The following is a 16,123-nucleotide window of genomic DNA, read 5'->3' on the forward strand; positions in this document are numbered from 1 at the left end:
GTGGCAACGGCGGTCAACGAGGTCACTTATGGCGTGCAGGATGTGGCCAAGAACGCCGAGCATGCCGCCAGCGAGATGCGCGACGCGCAATCCCAGGCGCAGCAAGGGCAAGCGAATATCGACAGCAGCCTGCGCCAGATCGGCGCGTTGTCCGGCACCATCGATCAAGCTGTCGGGGTGATCCGCACCCTGGCCAGCGAGAGCACGCAGATCGGCAGCGTGCTGGAAGTGATCAGCTCGATCGCCGAGCAGACCAACCTGCTGGCCCTCAACGCCGCCATCGAGGCAGCGCGGGCCGGGGATCAGGGCCGTGGCTTTGCGGTGGTGGCAGACGAGGTGCGCCTGCTGGCCCAGCGTACGCAGAAATCCACCGCTGAAATCCACAGCATGATCGAGCGCCTGCAGAGCCATTCCGATGCCGCCGTGAAAGTGATCGGCGACAGCAGTCGCGCCTCGCAGTTGACCATCGAGCAAGCGGAGCTGGCGGGTAATAGCCTGACGTCGATTCGCAATGCGTTAGGCAATATCAACGGGCTGAATGCGTCGATCGCCAGTGCGACCTTGCAGCAGTCCCATGTGGTAGAGGACATCAATCAGAACGTCACCCAGGCCGCGCAATTGTCTCGCCAGGCGGCGCTGGCGGCGGAGCAATCGAACGTGGCGAGCTTGCAGCTCAAGGGCTTGAGTGAGCAGTTGAATGGGTTGTTGAGGCAGTTCAAGGTGTGACCGTCACTGCTGGAACAATAGCGAGGGGGCGCCGCGACAGGGATTCGCCCCACATCTGCTCTCTGAGCGGATCTTGAACTTGGGGCGAGCACCCTCGCTACATTCAAGGTCGTCAGTGCTTACTGGAAAGAAGCCTGAAACGCCTTCACCGCCTCGCTGGCGCAGGCTTCATCCTTGTCGCCACCCGGCGCCCCGGAAACCCCCAGACCGCCGATCACCTGATGATCGGCACGGCGCAAGGTCACGCCACCGGGAATGAACAACACCTCAGGCACGGTATTCAGCGCGCCGTTGGTGGGGCCGTCCAGATGCGCGGCGATCAGCTCGCTGGTGCTGTTCTTGTCGAACGCCTGGCCATAGGAAAACGCCGTATAGGCCTTGCGATAAGACACCGACAACGACTGCAACGGCACCGTATCGCCCTTGATCACCGCCTGTTCGTGCCCGGATGGATCGACCACCGCGGCCGTCACCGAATAGCCACGCGCCGCGCAGATCTGCACCGCCTTGCTGGCTAGCTGTTCAGCGGTCTGCCAGGGCAATTTTTGCGTGGTGATCAACGCAGGCGGAGCGGCGTTGGCGGCGTTGGCGGCCAGCACTACAGTGAGGGTCAACAGCGGCAAAGCGAAGCGGCGATTCAGGGCCATAGGGCAATCTCCTGTGGGAAAGCTCCAGTATCGGCAACAGCGCCCATGGCAGAAACCGGATATTCTCGGAATGTCTTTCCGAAAAACCGGACAATTGCCATGCATGAAATCTCCGATATGGCGGTATTCGTCGAGGTGGCCCGCCAAGGTGGATTCTCAGCGGCGGGGCGTAGCCTGGGCCTGGCCAGCTCGGTGGTCAGCGATCGGGTCAAGGCCCTGGAAAGCCGCCTGGGTGTGAAGCTGCTGCACCGCACCACCCGCAGCCAGATGCTTACCGAGAGCGGGCAGCTCTACCTCGAGCGGGCGCGGGACATCGTCGCCGACATCGCCGCGCTGGAGTCCTTGGTGCTGGAGGCCAGCGTGGCGCCGCGCGGCCCGCTGCGGGTGACGGCGCCGGGCCCGCTAGGTCGGCGGCATATCGCGCCCTTGGTCGGCGCGTTCTGCCAGGCGCATCCGCAGATTCAGGTGCACTTGACCCTCGACGATCGCTTCAGCGACATCGTCGGCGAGGGCTTCGATATCGCCGTGCGCGGCGGCCCGCTGATCGACAGCCAGTTCACCGGTCGCCAGTTGTTCGACACACGCCGAGTGGTGGTGGCCAGCCCTGCTTATCTGCGCGCGGCCGGTACGCCCGTGACGCCTGCGGATCTGCATCGACACCGTTGCCTGCTGTTCAATCACGAGGGGCACTTTCACGCCGACTGGCGCTTCGGCCGGGGGGCACAGGCGCAGACCTTGCGGGTCGAGGGCGCGCTGGTGGCGAGCAACTCCGAGCTGCCCATCGACTGGGCGTTACAGGGCCTGGGCCTGACCCAGAAGTCCTGGTGGGAAGTGGCGGCCCAGGTTGCCGACGGCCGCCTGTGCACCGTGCTCGACACGTACGAACCGGAGCCGGTGTCGTTTTACGGGATACACCCGGTGCGCTCCGCGCAGTCGCGCAAGGTGGGGTTGTTCATCGAGGCGCTGAGTCAGTGGTTTGTGGGGTTCAGTGGTTGAATGGGGTGGTGATTTTGCCAGTGACGTCTGCGGCGATGCTGGCGGCCCTTTCGCGAGCATGCTTTGCTCGCACAGGTGTCACCTGAGCCGAAGCTGAAAGCAGATTTCATCCAGCCAGTGCGAACCAAAGGCGCAAGATGGCGTCAGCTTTCATACCTTCTGGTTTCCATCCCTCGTTCAAGGAGAGCGAAATGCACAAGCGTCCACTTGGCAATACCGGTATCGATATCGTCCCGCTGGTGTTCGGCGGCAATGTGTTTGGCTGGACCATCGATGAAAAGACCAGTTTCGCCGTGCTCGATGCCTTCGTCGATCATGGCTTCAACGCCATCGATACCGCCGATGTCTACTCGGCCTGGGCCGACGGCAACAAGGGGGGTGAATCCGAAACCATTATCGGTCGCTGGCTCAAGGCGCGCCCTGGTGCACGTGAGAAGGTGGCGATCTTCACCAAGGTCGGTGCCGACATGGGCGAGGGCAACAAGGGCCTGTCCGGTGCCTATATTCCCAAGGCGCTCGACGCTTCGCTGGCACGCTTGGGCACCGATCATATCGACCTGTATTTCTCCCACTGGCCCGATCCGCAGACGCCCTATGCCGAAACCCTGAGTGCCTATGACGCCGCGCTCAAGGCCGGCAAGATCCGCTCGGTGGGCGCGTCCAATCTGGACGCCGCGCAGTTGCAGGAATCGCTGAAGGTGGCCAAGGAACAGGGCTTGCCCGCCTATCAGGTGCTGCAACCGGAGTACAACCTGTACGACCGCGCCAGCTTCGATGGCGCGCTGCGCGAGACCTGCATCGCCAACACTATCGGCGTGGTCACCTACTACAGCCTGGCGTCGGGGTTTCTGTCGGGCAAGTACCGCAGCAAGGCCGACCTGAGCCAGAGCAAGCGCGGCGAGAAAGTCGGCAAGTACCTGGACCAACGCGGCCTGGCGCTGCTCGACGTGTTGGACGGCGTCGCGGCCGATCATGGCGCCAAGCCCGCGGAAGTGGCCCTGGCCTGGCTGATCGCCCGCGAAGGTGTGACCGCGCCCATCGCCAGTGCCACCAGCGTGGCTCAGGTGGAGAGTTTCGCCAGGGCGGCAACGCTGAAGCTCAGCGCTGCGCAAGTGAAGGCGTTGAGCGAGGCCTGAATTTCCGCCGCCGAACGCGCACCCTTGCCCCACAGCTGATGGAACTGTTCCAACGTCGTACACCTGTGGGAGCGAGGCTTGCCCGCGAAGAGGCCCTTGAGATCAGCTCAAAAATCGAACGTCACGCCGGTATAAAGCGCTCGGCCATCCCCCGGCGAGTGCAGCGCCGCCACAGCGCCATCGGGGTCATACCACACATATTCGTAGTAGCGGTTGGCAACGTTCTTCAGCTGTACATCCACGCTCACCGAGTCGCTCACCCTGTAGCTCGCGCCAAGGTTCATCAGCACGTATGCGCCGTAGGTCCCCTGGGTGTTGTTCTTCTCCAGATAGTAATTGCTTTGGCCGTTCATCCACGCCGACAGCTGCAACTTCTTGCTCAGTTGATAGTTGGCGCCGGCGCTGTACAGGTGGTGCGGCACGTGGTCGATCTCGCGGCCTTTACTGTCGGGGTAAGTACCCCCCGGCTCGAGAATTTTCGAGTACTGCCAGGAGTAGGCCAGCCACACATCGGTGCGGGTATCGGGGTGCAGGTTGACCTGCGCGTCGTAGCCCCAGCGCCGGGTCTTGCCGACGTTGTCGGAGGCACCGGTGGGGTCGTTGAGGCGGCGGCTGAACTCGCCGGACGCTTGTTGTTGCCAATAGGCGACGCGCCCGTCTATCCACTGCGCAGAGGTGAACTTGATCCCGGTTTCCCAGCCGTCGTTGAGCGATGGCGCCAGATCGTCGTTGTTCGGCGGCACCTTGTACGCCGCCGAACCGGTAGCGACCTGAAAGGTGCGCCCCCAGTTGGCGTACAGGCTTGCCTGTTGCCAGGGCGAGTAGACCACGCTGATTTTCGGCTGCTTGATCAGCCCGTAATCGTTGATGTCGTAGTGCTGCCCGGTCAGGCGGTTGGTGAAGTCGCCCGCGACGCGATCAACCCGGTAGGCGGGGATGATCTTCAACGATTCGACGGGCTGGATCACCGCCTGCACGTAGCCGCCATAGGTGTCGAAATCGAACTGCTGATCGCGGGTCTGCGCCTGACGCACGCGCTCGACCGTACGGTAGCGCTCGCTTTGGTTGTCCTGCTTCTGCACGTCCAGGCCGCCTTCCAGGGCAAAGTCGTTCAGCCAGCGGACCACAGGCCGCCAGGTCAGGGTGGTGATGGCGCCGTATTGGGTTTCATAGGCGTCGCGCTCCTGCTGCGCGGTGGTGCGCCAGTATTGGGTCCAGCGGCGGTCGTCGAAGGTGTTGACGTAGGTCTTGGCGCCCCAGGCCAGTTGCTCGGTGAGATCGGTATCCAGGTGCAGGCTGAGCTGGTTCATGCGCCGGGTGCCCTGGTCGCTGTCGTTGTAGGTATTGGTCATGCGCGGGTGGTCGTGGGCGTTCTGTTCGGTGAGGTAGCCCGGCTCTTGCGCCTCGGCTTCGTAGTGACGAGCGATGAGGCCCACACGGTAGCTGCCGTCATCAGGGGGTGTAGAACCACTTGCCGCCGAGTGAAAATTTGTCGGCATCGGCGTGATCGCGATAGCCGTCACTCTTCTGGTAGGCGAAGAAGTAATTCTGCGTCCAGTTGCTGGTTTCGATGCCCTTGGCCAGTTGCAGCTCCTGGGTGTTGTAGTTGCCCACCCGGACTCGCGCCTTGGTGTAGTCGCCGCCCAGGCGCGTGTAGATATTGACGTTGCCAGCGATGTTGTTGAGCCCATAACGCGGGTCGCTGGTGCCGCGGACCACTTCGATGTGGTCGATGTCGAGCGGGAAGATCATGTCCATGAACGGCATATTGCCGTCGTTGCTGTTGCTGGGGATGCCATCGATCAGGACTTTGACGGCGTTGACTTCGCCTTCGCCGTTGAAGCCACGAAAGGAGATCTTGCCTGAAGTAGTGCCCTGGTTGAACTCGGTGAGGGTCACCCCAGGCGTGCGGCGAAACAGCTCCCAGCTATAGGCGACCGGCATTTTTTCGATCAGGTCGCCGCCGAGGATATCGACGGAGCTCAAGACGCTGCTGGTCGCTAACGGGCCGCTCGCGCTGCCGGAGACGTTGACGGTAGCCAAATTGACGGTGCCCAAGGTGAGTGTCGAGCCGGCGGCCGGCGCGGTGTCGGCCATGGCAAGCTCTAGCGGCAGCAAGGTGAACAGCGCCGAGGCCCGCAGGGTGTGGCGTGAAAAGCGTTGAAACATGGTGCGATATCCCTGAACGCAAGCGCGTACGCCGCCGCGCCGGCGGGTCGGGTCGACTGGCCAGGCGCGGGTGAGCGTGATTCTCCCGCGCGGCATGAACAAGGCCGCTGGAGCGCGCTTCAAGTAGAAGTCAGATGGCAAGTACGGCCCAACCGGGCGGCGCCTCGCCGTGATTCAACCCAGGTACAGGGCGGGCGGGGCGCGGGGCCCGGCGATAAACAGGGCGAGGGGCTGGCGATGGCCGCGCAGGGAGCGCGGCACCGCAGCGGTGGCCGGAGCCAGTGCGGTAAACAGCGAGGTCGGCGAGGTGTGGCCAGCCGCAGGAGAGTGGAACAGCAAGCTGCAATAACCGCACTTTTCCCACAGCGCGTGCAGTTCCCCTTGCTGGCCATGATCATGGTCGTGAGACGAATCCGCAGACGCTTGCAGGCTGCTGCCCATGGACATCGACACGCCCATAGGCATCGACATCGACATGGTCATGGCGGGCGCTGCCATGCTTGGCAGGGTCTGCGAGATCAGCGGCCCGACAAAGATCATCCACATCGCGAACAGGCCGAGCCAGGCGCCGTGTCGGGCGCCAGTGGACCTGCTGCGAGTGGGATGGAATGAGGAGTGAGCCACGGTACTGCCGATCAAGGGGCTGGAATAGCGCGTCGCCATCATCCAGCAATCGTGCGCGACGATCCAGCAAAGACGATTGAACGTGCCTCAAATTAATGCGCGCCAGGTAATTATCTTTCGTCAGGCGCGCGCTTTATCCGCACCGTTGCAAGCGTTACCCTCCACCGACTCGAGGGGCTGGATAATGTGGGTATATACCCCTATTATGTCGGGCCAGCTTGAACACTCATCCCATGGCTGATGGCGAGCCAAGTCGAGGTAGCGATGTATCCCAACGTACAGCTGTTCATCAATGGCACCTGGCGAGACAGCAAGGACGGGCGCAGCATCCGCGTCCTCAACCCCGAGAACAACGAGGCCATCGGCACGGTCGCCCATGCCGATATCGCCGATCTGGACGAGGCCCTCGCCGCGGCTGAAGCAGGCTTCGCCGCCTGGCGTCGGGTCGGTGCCTTCGACCGTTACAAGATCATGCGCAAGGCCGCGCAGCTGCTGCGCGAGCGCCAGCCGGCCATCGCCAACCTGATGACTCAGGAGCAGGGCAAGCCGCTGGCTGAATCCCTGACCGAGGTCGCCTCGGCGGCGGACATCATTGACTGGATGGCCGAAGAAGGCCGCCGTGCCTATGGGCGTATCGTTCCAGGGCGCAGCCCCAACGTCGAACAAAAGGTGATCCGCGAGCCGGTCGGCCCGGTGGCCGCATTCACGCCGTGGAACTTCCCGATCAACCAGGTGGTGCGCAAGTTATCTGCGGCACTGGCGGCGGGCTGCTCGATCATCATCAAGGCCCCCGAGGAAACCCCGGCATCGCCGGCCGAGTTGATCCGCGCCTTCGCCGACGCCGGCGTACCCGCGGGCGTCATCGGTTTGGTCTACGGTGATCCGGCGCAGGTGTCGAGCTATCTGATCGCCCACCCGGTGATCAAGAAGGTCACTTTTACCGGCTCCACGCCAGTGGGCAAGCAACTGGCGGCACTGGCCGGTCAGCACATGAAGCGCGCGACCATGGAGCTGGGCGGCCATGCGCCGGCCATCGTGTTCGCCGACGCGGATATCGACAATGCCGTCAAGGTGCTGGTCGGCACCAAGTTCCGCAATGCCGGGCAAGTCTGTGTGTCGCCCACGCGGTTTCTGGTGCAGCGTGGGGTGTACGCGCAGTTCGTCGAGAAGTTCGTCGCGCTGGCCGGGCAGATCAAGGTCGGTGGCGGCTTGAGCGATGGTGTGACCATGGGCCCGCTGGCCAATGATCGGCGCGTGACGGCCTTGACGAAGCTGGTCGGCGAGGCCGTAGCGCAGGGCGCCAAGGTCGAACTGGGCGGCAAGGCGGATGAAGGCCTGGGCAATTTCTTTGCGCCGACGGTGCTGTCCAACCTGACCCCGGACATGACCATCATGAACGACGAGCCCTTCGGCCCGGTAGCGCTCATGGTGCCATTCGACACGGTCGAAGAGGCCATTGCCGAGTCCAACCGCGTACCCTACGGCCTGGCCTCCTATGCCTTCACCACCTCGACCCGCACCGCTCACGCGCTGAGCTACGGGATCGAAGCGGGCATGCTGTCCATCAACCACCAGGGCATCGGCCTGCCGGAAATTCCGTTCGGTGGGGTCAAGGATTCGGGCTATGGTTCGGAAGGCGGGACGGAAGCGATCGAGGCGTATCTGAACACCAAGCTGGTGACGCAGTTCAACTAAGCAGTTGCAGTCACGAAGAAGCCGCCGAGGTGCATGCCTCGGCGGCTTTTCATTGGCGATCTTCAGGGCCACGGCAATGGCTGCCAAGGGCAGCCGTGCCAGGATCGTCGCTGCGGGCTGGCGGACTCAGGTGAGCTTACTGGTTGTAATCCAGATAAGTGACCTTGGTACGCACATAGGTGCGGTAGCCTTGTTCACCGTCATCACCGCCCAGACCGGAGCGTTTCCACCCAGCATGGAAGCCGTTGATTTCTTCCGGGCCGATGCGGTTGACGTAGACCTCGCCGCTCTCCAACTCGTCGACCATGCGATTGGCCGTGCCCAGGTCGCGGGTGTACACATAGGCGCTCAAGCCGTACTCGCTGGCATTGGCCAGGTCGATCACCTGTTGCTCGGACTCGAACGCGACGATCGGCAGGATCGGACCGAACACTTCTGCCGCGAGGATATCCGCATCGCTGGCGACGCCAGTCAACACCGTGGGCGCGACCCAATAGCCCTGGTTCAATCCAGCCGGCAGGGCTTGCGGGCCACCGAAGGCGACATGGGCGCCTTGTTCGAGGGCGCGTTTCAGGTGCTGGTTGACGCTGTCACGCTCGGCGGCGCTGACTTTAGGGCCGATATCGGTGCCTTCGGCCTGCGGGTCGCCCAATTGCAGTTGCTTGACCTCACGGACCACGGCGTCGACGAAGCGATCATGCACGCTGCTGTGCACGTAGGTGCGCTCGTTGGCGATGCACACCTGGCCGCAGTTGGTCATGCGCGAGGCCACGGCGTCCTTGGCGGCGCGTTCGATGTCGGCGTCGGCCATGACGATGAACGGCGCCTTGCCGCCCAGTTCCAGTGACACCGGGACGATCTTGTCGGCGGCGGCGTGGAGGATCTGCATGCCGGCGCGGGTCGAACCGGTCATGGTTACCAGGTGGGTTTGTGCATGGCGAACCAGCGCATCACCGAGGGATTTGCCCGGCCCGGTGACCACGTTGACCACACCGGCGGGGATGCCGGCGCGCTGGCACAGGGTGGCCATCGCCAGGGACGACAGCGGGGTGTTCTCGCTGGGTTTGACCATGATGGCGTTGCCCGCGACGATCGCCGGCGCCACTTTGCGCAGGAACATCGCCAGCGGGAAATTCCACGGAATGATCGCCGCGACCACGCCATAGGGTTCTTCGCGGATGCTGATGGTGCGCCCCGGTGTGCCGCTCGCCATCACCTGACCGGTCTGGCGGAAGCCCAGGCCGGCGTGGTAACGCAGCATGGTCAAGGCCATTTGCACTTCGGCGCGGGCTTCCTTGATCGGCTTGCCTTGTTCGGTCACCAGCAGGCGCGCCAGGGCTTCGCTGTTTTCCTGCACCTGTTCGAGCAGGCGTTGCAGGTGGTCGGCGCGTGCCGCCAGGCCCAGGCGGGCCCAGCCCTTTTGCGCCTTGGCGGCGGCGGCGACGGCTTGCTCGGCGGTCTTGGCGTCACCTTCGGCGACCTGGCCGATGCGCGCTTCGGTGGCCGGGTTTAGCACTTCGCTGGCCTCGATGCTTGGCTGCCATTGGCCGCCGATGTAGTGGGCGGGTTCACGAGGTAGCAGGGCCTGGATCAGGTCTTCGTACATGGGGGAGCTCTCCTGGAGGCAGTTGAAAGTCGATGAGCCCACCCTAGGCGTTTACATCTGTTGTGGAAATTGAAATATATTGAGCCGGGTTTTTCGAAAAAGAGAACAGCTAATGCAGCTTTCACAACTGCGCGCCTTTTGCGCCGTCGCCACAACCGGCTCGGTCACCGCCGCCGCCAAGGAACTGCACCGGGTGCCATCTGGCGTGACCTTGCGCATCCAGCAGCTTGAAGCCGATCTGGAGTGCCAGCTGTTCGTGCGCGAACGCCAGCGCCTGACGCTGTCGCCGGCAGGCCGCGCCTTTCTGCCGCGGGCCAGGCAAATCGTCGAGCTCAGCGACAGCGCCAAGGCGTTGATCCGCGAGGAGGAAGTGGGCGGGCACCTGACCGTGGGCGCGCTGGACGTCGGCCTGGTGGCGTTCATGCCGCAACTGGTGGGGCGCTTTCGTCAGCACCATCCGCTGGTGAGCATGGATATCCGCTGCGATGTGTCCGAGGTGCTGATGAGCCAGGTTGCCGAGGGCAATCTCGACATCGCCCTCACCGATGGCCCGGTGCAGTCCCCGGCGCTGGACAGTTGCTATGCCTTTGCCGACGACTTGGTGCTGATCACCGAAAAGGCCCATCCGCGGGTCGTGCTCGCGTCTGATCTGAACTGCCGTGAAATCTACGGCTTCAGGCAGAATTGCTCGTTCCGTCTGCGCCTGGATCGCTGGCTGGAGGCTTCGGGCGGCGAGGCATTGCAACTGATCGAGATGGAGTCGTACCACACCATGCTGGCCTGCGTGAGCGCAGGCGCTGGCGCGGCCTGGATCCCGCGGGCGATGCTCGAGACCTTGCCGGGGCGTACGGCAGTGCGGGTGCATTCGTTGGGTGAGGCGGGGCGCTCGAGCTTGTATTTTATCTGGCGCAGCGGGCATTTGACGCGCAATGCGCAGCGCTTGCTGGGCCTGTTGGAGGGGCAGTGAGCTGGCGCTGAGCAAGTTGTCGAGGCGTTCGAGCGTGATACGTCATGCAAACGCCAGATGTCAGATTCAAACCATCCGCAACACCGTCTCGATCGCCTCGCCATCCTGCATCCGCTCCAGCAACGCCGGCTCCGCCGCATCACTGGCCAGGGCGATATCGATCACCGCTTCGAGCGCCTCGGTCGAGGTGATCAACAGGCCGTTGTCGTCGCCCAGGACCCAAGCGCCAGGCACGACAGTCACGCCACCACACTGAATCTCGACGTTCTGCGCGCTGGCAGGATCGCTGCGTAGTTTAGTGGTCAACAAACTGGTCCCACGCGCGAAGATCGGCAGCCCGGCGGCGCGCAGTTCCACGATATCGGTGACCACACCGTCGACCACAATCGCGCGGGCGCCCTTGGCCGTAGCCGCGCAGGCCGTCACCGTACCGACGCAAGCGTGGTGATGGTCGCCCTGCATGTCGATCACCAGCACCTCGCCAGGCAACAGGCTGACCAGTGCGTGATTCACCGCGAACGCATCGGCGTTGACCAACCGCAACGTGCGGGCACGTCCGACCACTTTCACCCCGGTCAGTTGTGAGCGAACGAGATGGCTGACAAACCCGTCCTCGAGAAAATGCCCCAAGGTCGCGAAGCTCACCCGCTGCAGTTTTGCTTCCAGTTCAACGCTCATGCTTGCACCCCAGGGTGATTGATCAGTTCGGCCACGCAGTCGATTTCCAGGCTCACGCCCCACAGCGACACGCACACGGTGGTGCGGGCCGGCGGGGCATGCCCGAGGACCTCGGTGTACACACGGTTGAAGGGTTCGAGTTGCGCCGGGTCGGTGAGGTAGCCGTTGACCTTGATCACATGGTCGAAGTCGGAGCCGGCGGCGATCAGGATGGCTTCCAGATTACGCAGTGTCTGGCGCACTTGTTCTTCAAAGGTCTCGGGTTGCGAATCCAGGCTTTCGCTGGCGGGTATCTGCCCGGCGGTGAACACCAGATGGCCGCTGATCACGGCCTGCGAGTAGGGCCCGACCGGGCCGATGGTGCCGGGGGCGGCGGTAATGCGCTTCATGTCATACCTCATCAATGCAGGGCCCGGCTGCCTTGCGGCCGCCGGGTTATGGTGTTCAGGCCGGCTTGGCAGCGGTGGCGGTCAGGTCGCGCTTGAAGGTCTCGGTCAGCAGCAACAACGCAATCAGTGACAGCAGGGCGGTGCCGATCATGTACCAGGCCACCGACGAGCCCTTGCCGGTCCAGTTCAGCAGCGCGGTGGTGACCATGGGCGTCGCGGCGCTGCCCAGCAGGCCGGAGAGCATGTAGGCCACCGACAGTCCGGAGTAGCGCACCTTGGTGCCGAACAGCTCGGCCAGAAAGGTCGCGATCGGGCCGTAGTTGGCGGCAAACGCGGTCATCAGCAGCATGTAACCGAGGAACACCAACGGCAGCTCGCGGGTGTCCATCAGCCAGAACATCGGAAAGGCCACCAGCGCTTCGGCGACGATGCCACCGATGATCACCGGCTTGCGACCCCAGCGATCGGACAACGCGCCGAAGGCCGGCAGCATGAACACGCACAGCGCGCACGAGGCCAGCACCACGCTGAGCATCACCGGGCGGGTGAAGCCCAACGTCTGCGTGCCGTAGGTCAGGCCGAAGGCGACGATGATGTTGAATGACGAGCCGGTCGACATGGTCGCGATACCGCCCAGCAGCACCTGCTTCCAGTACTTGCGGCAGATCTCGGCCAGGGGCACCTTGACCGCAGGTTCGGTCTGTTTGGCCTGGTTGAAGGCGGGGGTCTCGGTGATGGTCAGGCGGATGTACAAGCCCACCGCGATCAGCAAGGCGCTGCCGAGGAAGGGGATGCGCCAGCCCCAGGCCAGCAGGTCTTCGGGCGACAGCGAGGTGGCGATGGCGAGGAAGGCCAGGTTGGCGATCATGGTGCCGGCCGGTACTCCGATCTGCACCCACGAGCCATACAAGCCGCGCTGGTGAGCCGGCGCATGCTCCACCGCCATCAACACCGCGCCGCCCCATTCCCCGCCCAGCGCCAGGCCCTGGATGATGCGCAGGCTCAGCAGCAGGATCGGCGCCCACACGCCGATGGCGGCGTAGTCGGGCAACAGGCCGATGGCGAAGGTCGCCGCACCCATCACCAGCAGCGAAATCAACAGCATCGACTTGCGCCCGAGCTTGTCGCCGAAGTGGCCGAACAACGCCGCACCGACGATCCGCGCGCCATACGCCGAGGCGAAGGTGCCGAAGGCCAGCAAGGTGCCCACCAGCGCATCGAACGCCGGAAAGAAGATCTTGTTGAACACCAGGGCGGATGCCGTGGCGAAGACGAACAAGTCGTACCACTCGACGGTGGTGCCGATGACGCTGGCCACCGCGACTTTTTTCATGTTGACCGGGGCTGCCTGGGTCAGCACCTGGTCGGGTATGCGCGCAGAACTGTTCATGCCTTATGTCTCCAAAATGAGCCGATGCTCAACGGATAGTGTTTTTGATTGGCAGAGTGCGAGTAGTGCGGCGCCCGCGTCCGGGCGCTGGTGCAGTGAAGCTTTTATTGGGGAGCAGGGCCTCGCCGGGCCCTTGCGGCTTTGCTGTGGTTCAGTTCAGCGTTGTACCCGTTCGGTCACCGCGTTGAGCAGCACGTCGCAGCCCTTGCGCGCGTCCTCGGGAAATATCGCCTCGGCTTCGTTGTGGCTCAGGCCGCCCACGCACGGGATGAACACCATGGTGGTGGGGCAGTGGCGGGCCAGCAGGATGGCGTCGTGGCCGGCACCGCTGACGATGTCCATATGGGGATAATCCAGTGCCTCGACGGCGCGGCGTACGGCGTCGACGCAATCGCTGTCGAAGGGGGTTGCCGGGCTCAGCCAGTGGCGCTCGATGTTCAACCTCAGGCCGCGCGCGTCGGCGATCGCCTGGAAGCGCTCGAACACGCCCTGTTCCATGATCGCGATCTGCGCGTCCTGGTGATGGCGCAGATCCACGGTAAAGCTCACGTTGCCGGCGATGGTATTGCGCGACGACTTGGCGATCGCGACCTGGCCGATAGTGACGAGGCCCTTGGGGCTGAAGTCCAGCGCCAGCGCTTCCAGTTGCGCGGCCATCTCGGCGACACCGAACAGCGCATCCTTGCGCAACGCCATGGGCGTGGTGCCGGCGTGGGCGCTCTGGCCCTGCACCTGCACGTCGAGCCAGCAGATCGCCTGACCACCGGTGACCACGCCCACGGGCAGGCCGTTGTCTTCGAGAATCGGGCCTTGCTCGATATGCGCTTCGAAATAGGCATCGAAGGGCCGCTGCAATGGCGAGGCACCGGCATGGCCGATTTCATTCAAAGCATCCCGCACGCTCATGCCTGCACTGTCCTGGGCATTCAACGCGGTGTCCAGCGCCAAGCTGCCGGTGAACACCGCCGAGCCGAACATGGCCGGTGTGAAGCGCGCGCCTTCTTCGTTGGTCCACACCGCAATCTCGATCGGACGCTTGTTGCGCAAGCCTTGATCCTGGAGGCTGCGCACCACTTCAAGCCCGGCAAGCACGCCATAGATACCGTCAAAACGCCCGCCCTTGGGCTGGGTGTCGAGGTGGCTGCCCATCACCACCGGCGCCAAGCTGTCGTCGAGGCCCGGCAGGCGCGCGAACAGGTTGCCGATGGCGTCGAAGGCGGTGCTCATGCCGGCCTCGGTGCACCAGCCGATGAACAGCTCGCGGCCGAGTTTGTCTTCCTGGGACAGGGCCAACCGGCAGTTGCCGCCTTTGTCGGTGGCGCCGAGCTTGGCCATGTCCATCAGGCTGCTCCACAAGCGTTCGCCGTTGCATTTCAATACGTTCATAAAGTCTCTCCTGCCGCTGCTTCAGTAACCCAATGAAGGGTCGACCAGGTTGTTCAAGGCTTCGCCGCCGAGCAGCCGCCGGGTGTTCTCCGCGACCTGGCGCACGATGCAATCGTGGGCGGCGGCCGAGGCCATGTGCGGCGTCACCACCACGCCGGGCATCTGCCACAGTGGGTGATCGGCGGCCAGCGGTTCGTGCTCGAACACATCCAGCACCGCGCCGCGCAACTGGCCGCTGGCGAGGGCCTGTTGCAGATCGTCGATGAGCAGGTGCTGACCGCGACCGCCGTTGACGATGGCTGCGCCGCGGGCGAGTTTTTCGAAGGTGCTGACGTTGAGAATGCCGCGCGTGGCATCGGTCAGGGGCAGCAGATTGACCAGCAGGTCGAGGCCATCGAGAAAGGAGGCGAACTGCTCATCGCCGTGATAGCAGGCCACGCCGGTCAGTTGCCGCTCGCTGCGCGCCCAACCGCGCACGTCGTAGCCGGCACCGGCCAGGTCCCCGGCAATGGCCGCGCCCAGCGAGCCAAGGCCCATGACCCCGACCTTGAACTGCCCGGCCGCGCGTTGCGGATGACGCTGCCACTGGCTGTTCCGCTGCTGGGCGATGACCCGGTCGAAATCGCGGTGATAGTGCAGCACGGCCCAGCGCACGTACTCGGTCATGCCACGTCGGTGATCAGGGTCGACCACCCGACAGATGGGGAGGTCGGCGCCGCTGCGGTCGGTGCGCAAATGGTCAACCCCGGCTGCGACCGAGTGCACCAGGCGCACATTTGGCAGGCGCCCGAGGCTGCCTGCGGGCGGATACCAGCACGCTGCCGCAACGGCATCGTTGGCCGCCGGATCGTCGGCGAGTACCGCACGCAGATGAGGCGCGTGGGTGGCGAAGGCAGCCTGCAGTTGTTGCAGCAGGCGCTCGTCTTTGCTGAGCAGCACCACAGTGGTCATGAGCAGTAGGACTCGCGTTGGTCTTCGATCAGGCTCAGAGTGGCGAGCCAACTGAGGTGGGTGATTTCATCGGCTTCATCGCGGGCAAATTGTTCTGCAGTCAAGCGGCAGACTTCTTCGCTGGGATAGACCAGCTTGCTATTGCCAGACAAGGCCTGGACTTGCGCCTGGCAGGCACGCTCCAAAAAGTGGATCTCCTGAAAGGCATGGCCGACGCTGGTGCCCGCGGCCAGCAGGCCGTGGTTGCGCAGGATCATCGCCTTGTGCGGGCCGAGGTCGGCCACCAGGCGCTCGCGCTCGCTCAGCGACAAGGCGATGCCTTCATAGGTGTGGTACGCCAGGTTGCCGTAGTAGCGCAGCGCATGCTGGCTGATCGGCAACAAGCCTTGCTCCTGCGCGGCGACGGCCATGCCGGCGGCGGTGTGGGTGTGAATCACGCAGGCCAGGTCCGGGCGTGCCATGTGGATGGCCGAGTGGATCACGAAGCCTGCGGCATTGACGCGGCTGGTGGCCAGATCGCCGTTGACCACATTGCCGTGCTGGTCGATGCGCACCAGATCGCTGGCTTTCATGCGCTCGAAGATCACCCCGTAACGGTTGATCAAAAAGTGATGCTCGGGGCCGGGGATACGCAGGGTGATATGCGTGTCGATCAGGTCGGTCATGCGAAAGTGCGCGACCAGTCGGTACAGTGCGGCGAGTTCGCAGCGCGCCTGCCATTCCACGGGGTCGATGTGCTCGGGTTGATGCATGGGGAGCTCCT

General features: G+C 63.9%; 13 protein-coding genes and 2 pseudogenes. 5 read left to right on the plus strand and 10 right to left on the minus strand.

Translation table 11 applies throughout. The annotated features are described in order from the left end of the window. Positions 1-138: 138 nt before the first annotated feature. A pseudogene (locus tag REH34_RS30395) lies at positions 139-726 on the plus strand (methyl-accepting chemotaxis protein); the annotation flags it as partial. 119 nt (positions 727-845) lie between these two features. Here REH34_RS30395 and REH34_RS26290 read toward each other — a convergent pair. After that, positions 846-1,373 (minus strand): heme-binding protein, encoded by a 528-nt coding sequence (locus REH34_RS26290; protein ID WP_311969744.1) that lies wholly within the window; start codon positions 1,371-1,373, stop codon positions 846-848. A gap of 99 nt (positions 1,374-1,472) precedes the next feature. Here REH34_RS26290 and REH34_RS26295 point away from each other — a divergent pair, with 99 nt between their 5' ends. Both REH34_RS26295 and REH34_RS26300 read left to right on the plus strand, forming a co-directional pair. Further along, entirely contained in the window at positions 1,473-2,369 is an 897-nt protein-coding gene (locus REH34_RS26295; protein ID WP_311969745.1) for a LysR family transcriptional regulator, read from the plus strand. Positions 2,370-2,560: 191 nt separating this feature from the next. Then, entirely contained in the window at positions 2,561-3,505 is a 945-nt protein-coding gene (locus tag REH34_RS26300; protein WP_311969746.1) for an aldo/keto reductase, read from the plus strand. Positions 3,506-3,612: 107 nt separating this feature from the next. Here REH34_RS26300 and REH34_RS26305 read toward each other — a convergent pair. Both REH34_RS26305 and REH34_RS26310 read right to left on the minus strand, forming a co-directional pair. Then, positions 3,613-5,602, minus strand: a pseudogene (locus REH34_RS26305) (TonB-dependent receptor). A 246-nt stretch (positions 5,603-5,848) separates the two neighbouring features. Continuing rightward, positions 5,849-6,340, minus strand: a complete 492-nt coding sequence (locus REH34_RS26310) for a DUF2946 domain-containing protein (protein WP_311969747.1) — start codon at positions 6,338-6,340, stop codon at positions 5,849-5,851. Positions 6,341-6,562: 222 nt separating this feature from the next. On the opposite strand from REH34_RS26310, the gene REH34_RS26315 reads away from it, so the two are divergent. After that, a complete protein-coding gene (locus REH34_RS26315; protein ID WP_311969748.1) occupies positions 6,563-7,993 on the plus strand; it encodes an NAD-dependent succinate-semialdehyde dehydrogenase in 1,431 nt (476 codons plus the stop codon). A gap of 136 nt (positions 7,994-8,129) precedes the next feature. Here the strand turns inward: REH34_RS26315 and REH34_RS26320 are convergent, their stop codons facing one another. Continuing rightward, positions 8,130-9,599 (minus strand): aldehyde dehydrogenase family protein, encoded by a 1,470-nt coding sequence (locus REH34_RS26320; RefSeq protein WP_311969749.1) that lies wholly within the window; start codon positions 9,597-9,599, stop codon positions 8,130-8,132. A gap of 112 nt (positions 9,600-9,711) precedes the next feature. Here REH34_RS26320 and REH34_RS26325 point away from each other — a divergent pair, with 112 nt between their 5' ends. Beyond that, positions 9,712-10,566: a LysR substrate-binding domain-containing protein gene (locus REH34_RS26325; protein ID WP_226502021.1), complete on the plus strand. Its 855-nt coding sequence runs from the start codon at positions 9,712-9,714 to the stop codon at positions 10,564-10,566. Between the two features lie 66 nt (positions 10,567-10,632). Here the strand turns inward: REH34_RS26325 and REH34_RS26330 are convergent, their stop codons facing one another. The 6 genes from REH34_RS26330 to REH34_RS26355 form a co-directional block, all read right to left on the minus strand. Beyond that, on the minus strand, positions 10,633-11,244 hold the full coding sequence (locus REH34_RS26330; RefSeq protein WP_311969750.1) for an RraA family protein: 612 nt from the start codon (positions 11,242-11,244) through the stop codon (positions 10,633-10,635). After that, a complete protein-coding gene (locus tag REH34_RS26335) occupies positions 11,241-11,633 on the minus strand; it encodes a RidA family protein (protein WP_311969751.1) in 393 nt (130 codons plus the stop codon). The genes REH34_RS26330 and REH34_RS26335 overlap by 4 nt, the downstream gene beginning before the upstream one ends. Positions 11,634-11,688: 55 nt before the next feature. Continuing rightward, on the minus strand, positions 11,689-13,023 hold the full coding sequence (locus REH34_RS26340) for an MFS transporter (protein ID WP_226502024.1): 1,335 nt from the start codon (positions 13,021-13,023) through the stop codon (positions 11,689-11,691). A gap of 156 nt (positions 13,024-13,179) precedes the next feature. Then, a complete protein-coding gene (locus REH34_RS26345; RefSeq protein ID WP_311969752.1) occupies positions 13,180-14,409 on the minus strand; it encodes a Zn-dependent hydrolase in 1,230 nt (409 codons plus the stop codon). A gap of 21 nt (positions 14,410-14,430) precedes the next feature. Beyond that, positions 14,431-15,360: a glyoxylate/hydroxypyruvate reductase A gene (locus REH34_RS26350; protein ID WP_311969753.1), complete on the minus strand. Its 930-nt coding sequence runs from the start codon at positions 15,358-15,360 to the stop codon at positions 14,431-14,433. Beyond that, positions 15,357-16,112, minus strand: a complete 756-nt coding sequence (locus tag REH34_RS26355) for a class II aldolase/adducin family protein (protein WP_226502027.1) — start codon at positions 16,110-16,112, stop codon at positions 15,357-15,359. The genes REH34_RS26350 and REH34_RS26355 overlap by 4 nt, the downstream gene beginning before the upstream one ends. Positions 16,113-16,123: the final 11 nt, after the last annotated feature.

It is taken from the genome of Pseudomonas baltica, from assembly GCF_031880315.1.
Taxonomy (GTDB): Bacteria; Pseudomonadota; Gammaproteobacteria; order Pseudomonadales; family Pseudomonadaceae; genus Aquipseudomonas.

Bases quoted from the DNA above. Each gene is read 5' to 3' on its own strand.
- REH34_RS26290 (WP_311969744.1), bottom strand. From the start codon at position 1,373: ATGGCCCTGAATCGCCGCTTCGCTTTGCCGCTGTTGACCCTCACTGTA.
- REH34_RS26295 (WP_311969745.1), top strand. From the start codon at position 1,473: ATGCATGAAATCTCCGATATGGCGGTATTCGTCGAGGTGGCCCGCCAA.
- REH34_RS26300 (WP_311969746.1), top strand. From the start codon at position 2,561: ATGCACAAGCGTCCACTTGGCAATACCGGTATCGATATCGTCCCGCTG.
- REH34_RS26310 (WP_311969747.1), bottom strand. From the start codon at position 6,340: ATGATGGCGACGCGCTATTCCAGCCCCTTGATCGGCAGTACCGTGGCT.
- REH34_RS26315 (WP_311969748.1), top strand. From the start codon at position 6,563: ATGTATCCCAACGTACAGCTGTTCATCAATGGCACCTGGCGAGACAGC.
- REH34_RS26320 (WP_311969749.1), bottom strand. From the start codon at position 9,599: ATGTACGAAGACCTGATCCAGGCCCTGCTACCTCGTGAACCCGCCCAC.
- REH34_RS26325 (WP_226502021.1), top strand. From the start codon at position 9,712: ATGCAGCTTTCACAACTGCGCGCCTTTTGCGCCGTCGCCACAACCGGC.
- REH34_RS26330 (WP_311969750.1), bottom strand. From the start codon at position 11,244: ATGAGCGTTGAACTGGAAGCAAAACTGCAGCGGGTGAGCTTCGCGACC.
- REH34_RS26335 (WP_311969751.1), bottom strand. From the start codon at position 11,633: ATGAAGCGCATTACCGCCGCCCCCGGCACCATCGGCCCGGTCGGGCCC.
- REH34_RS26340 (WP_226502024.1), bottom strand. From the start codon at position 13,023: ATGAACAGTTCTGCGCGCATACCCGACCAGGTGCTGACCCAGGCAGCC.
- REH34_RS26345 (WP_311969752.1), bottom strand. From the start codon at position 14,409: ATGAACGTATTGAAATGCAACGGCGAACGCTTGTGGAGCAGCCTGATG.
- REH34_RS26350 (WP_311969753.1), bottom strand. From the start codon at position 15,360: ATGACCACTGTGGTGCTGCTCAGCAAAGACGAGCGCCTGCTGCAACAA.
- REH34_RS26355 (WP_226502027.1), bottom strand. From the start codon at position 16,112: ATGCATCAACCCGAGCACATCGACCCCGTGGAATGGCAGGCGCGCTGC.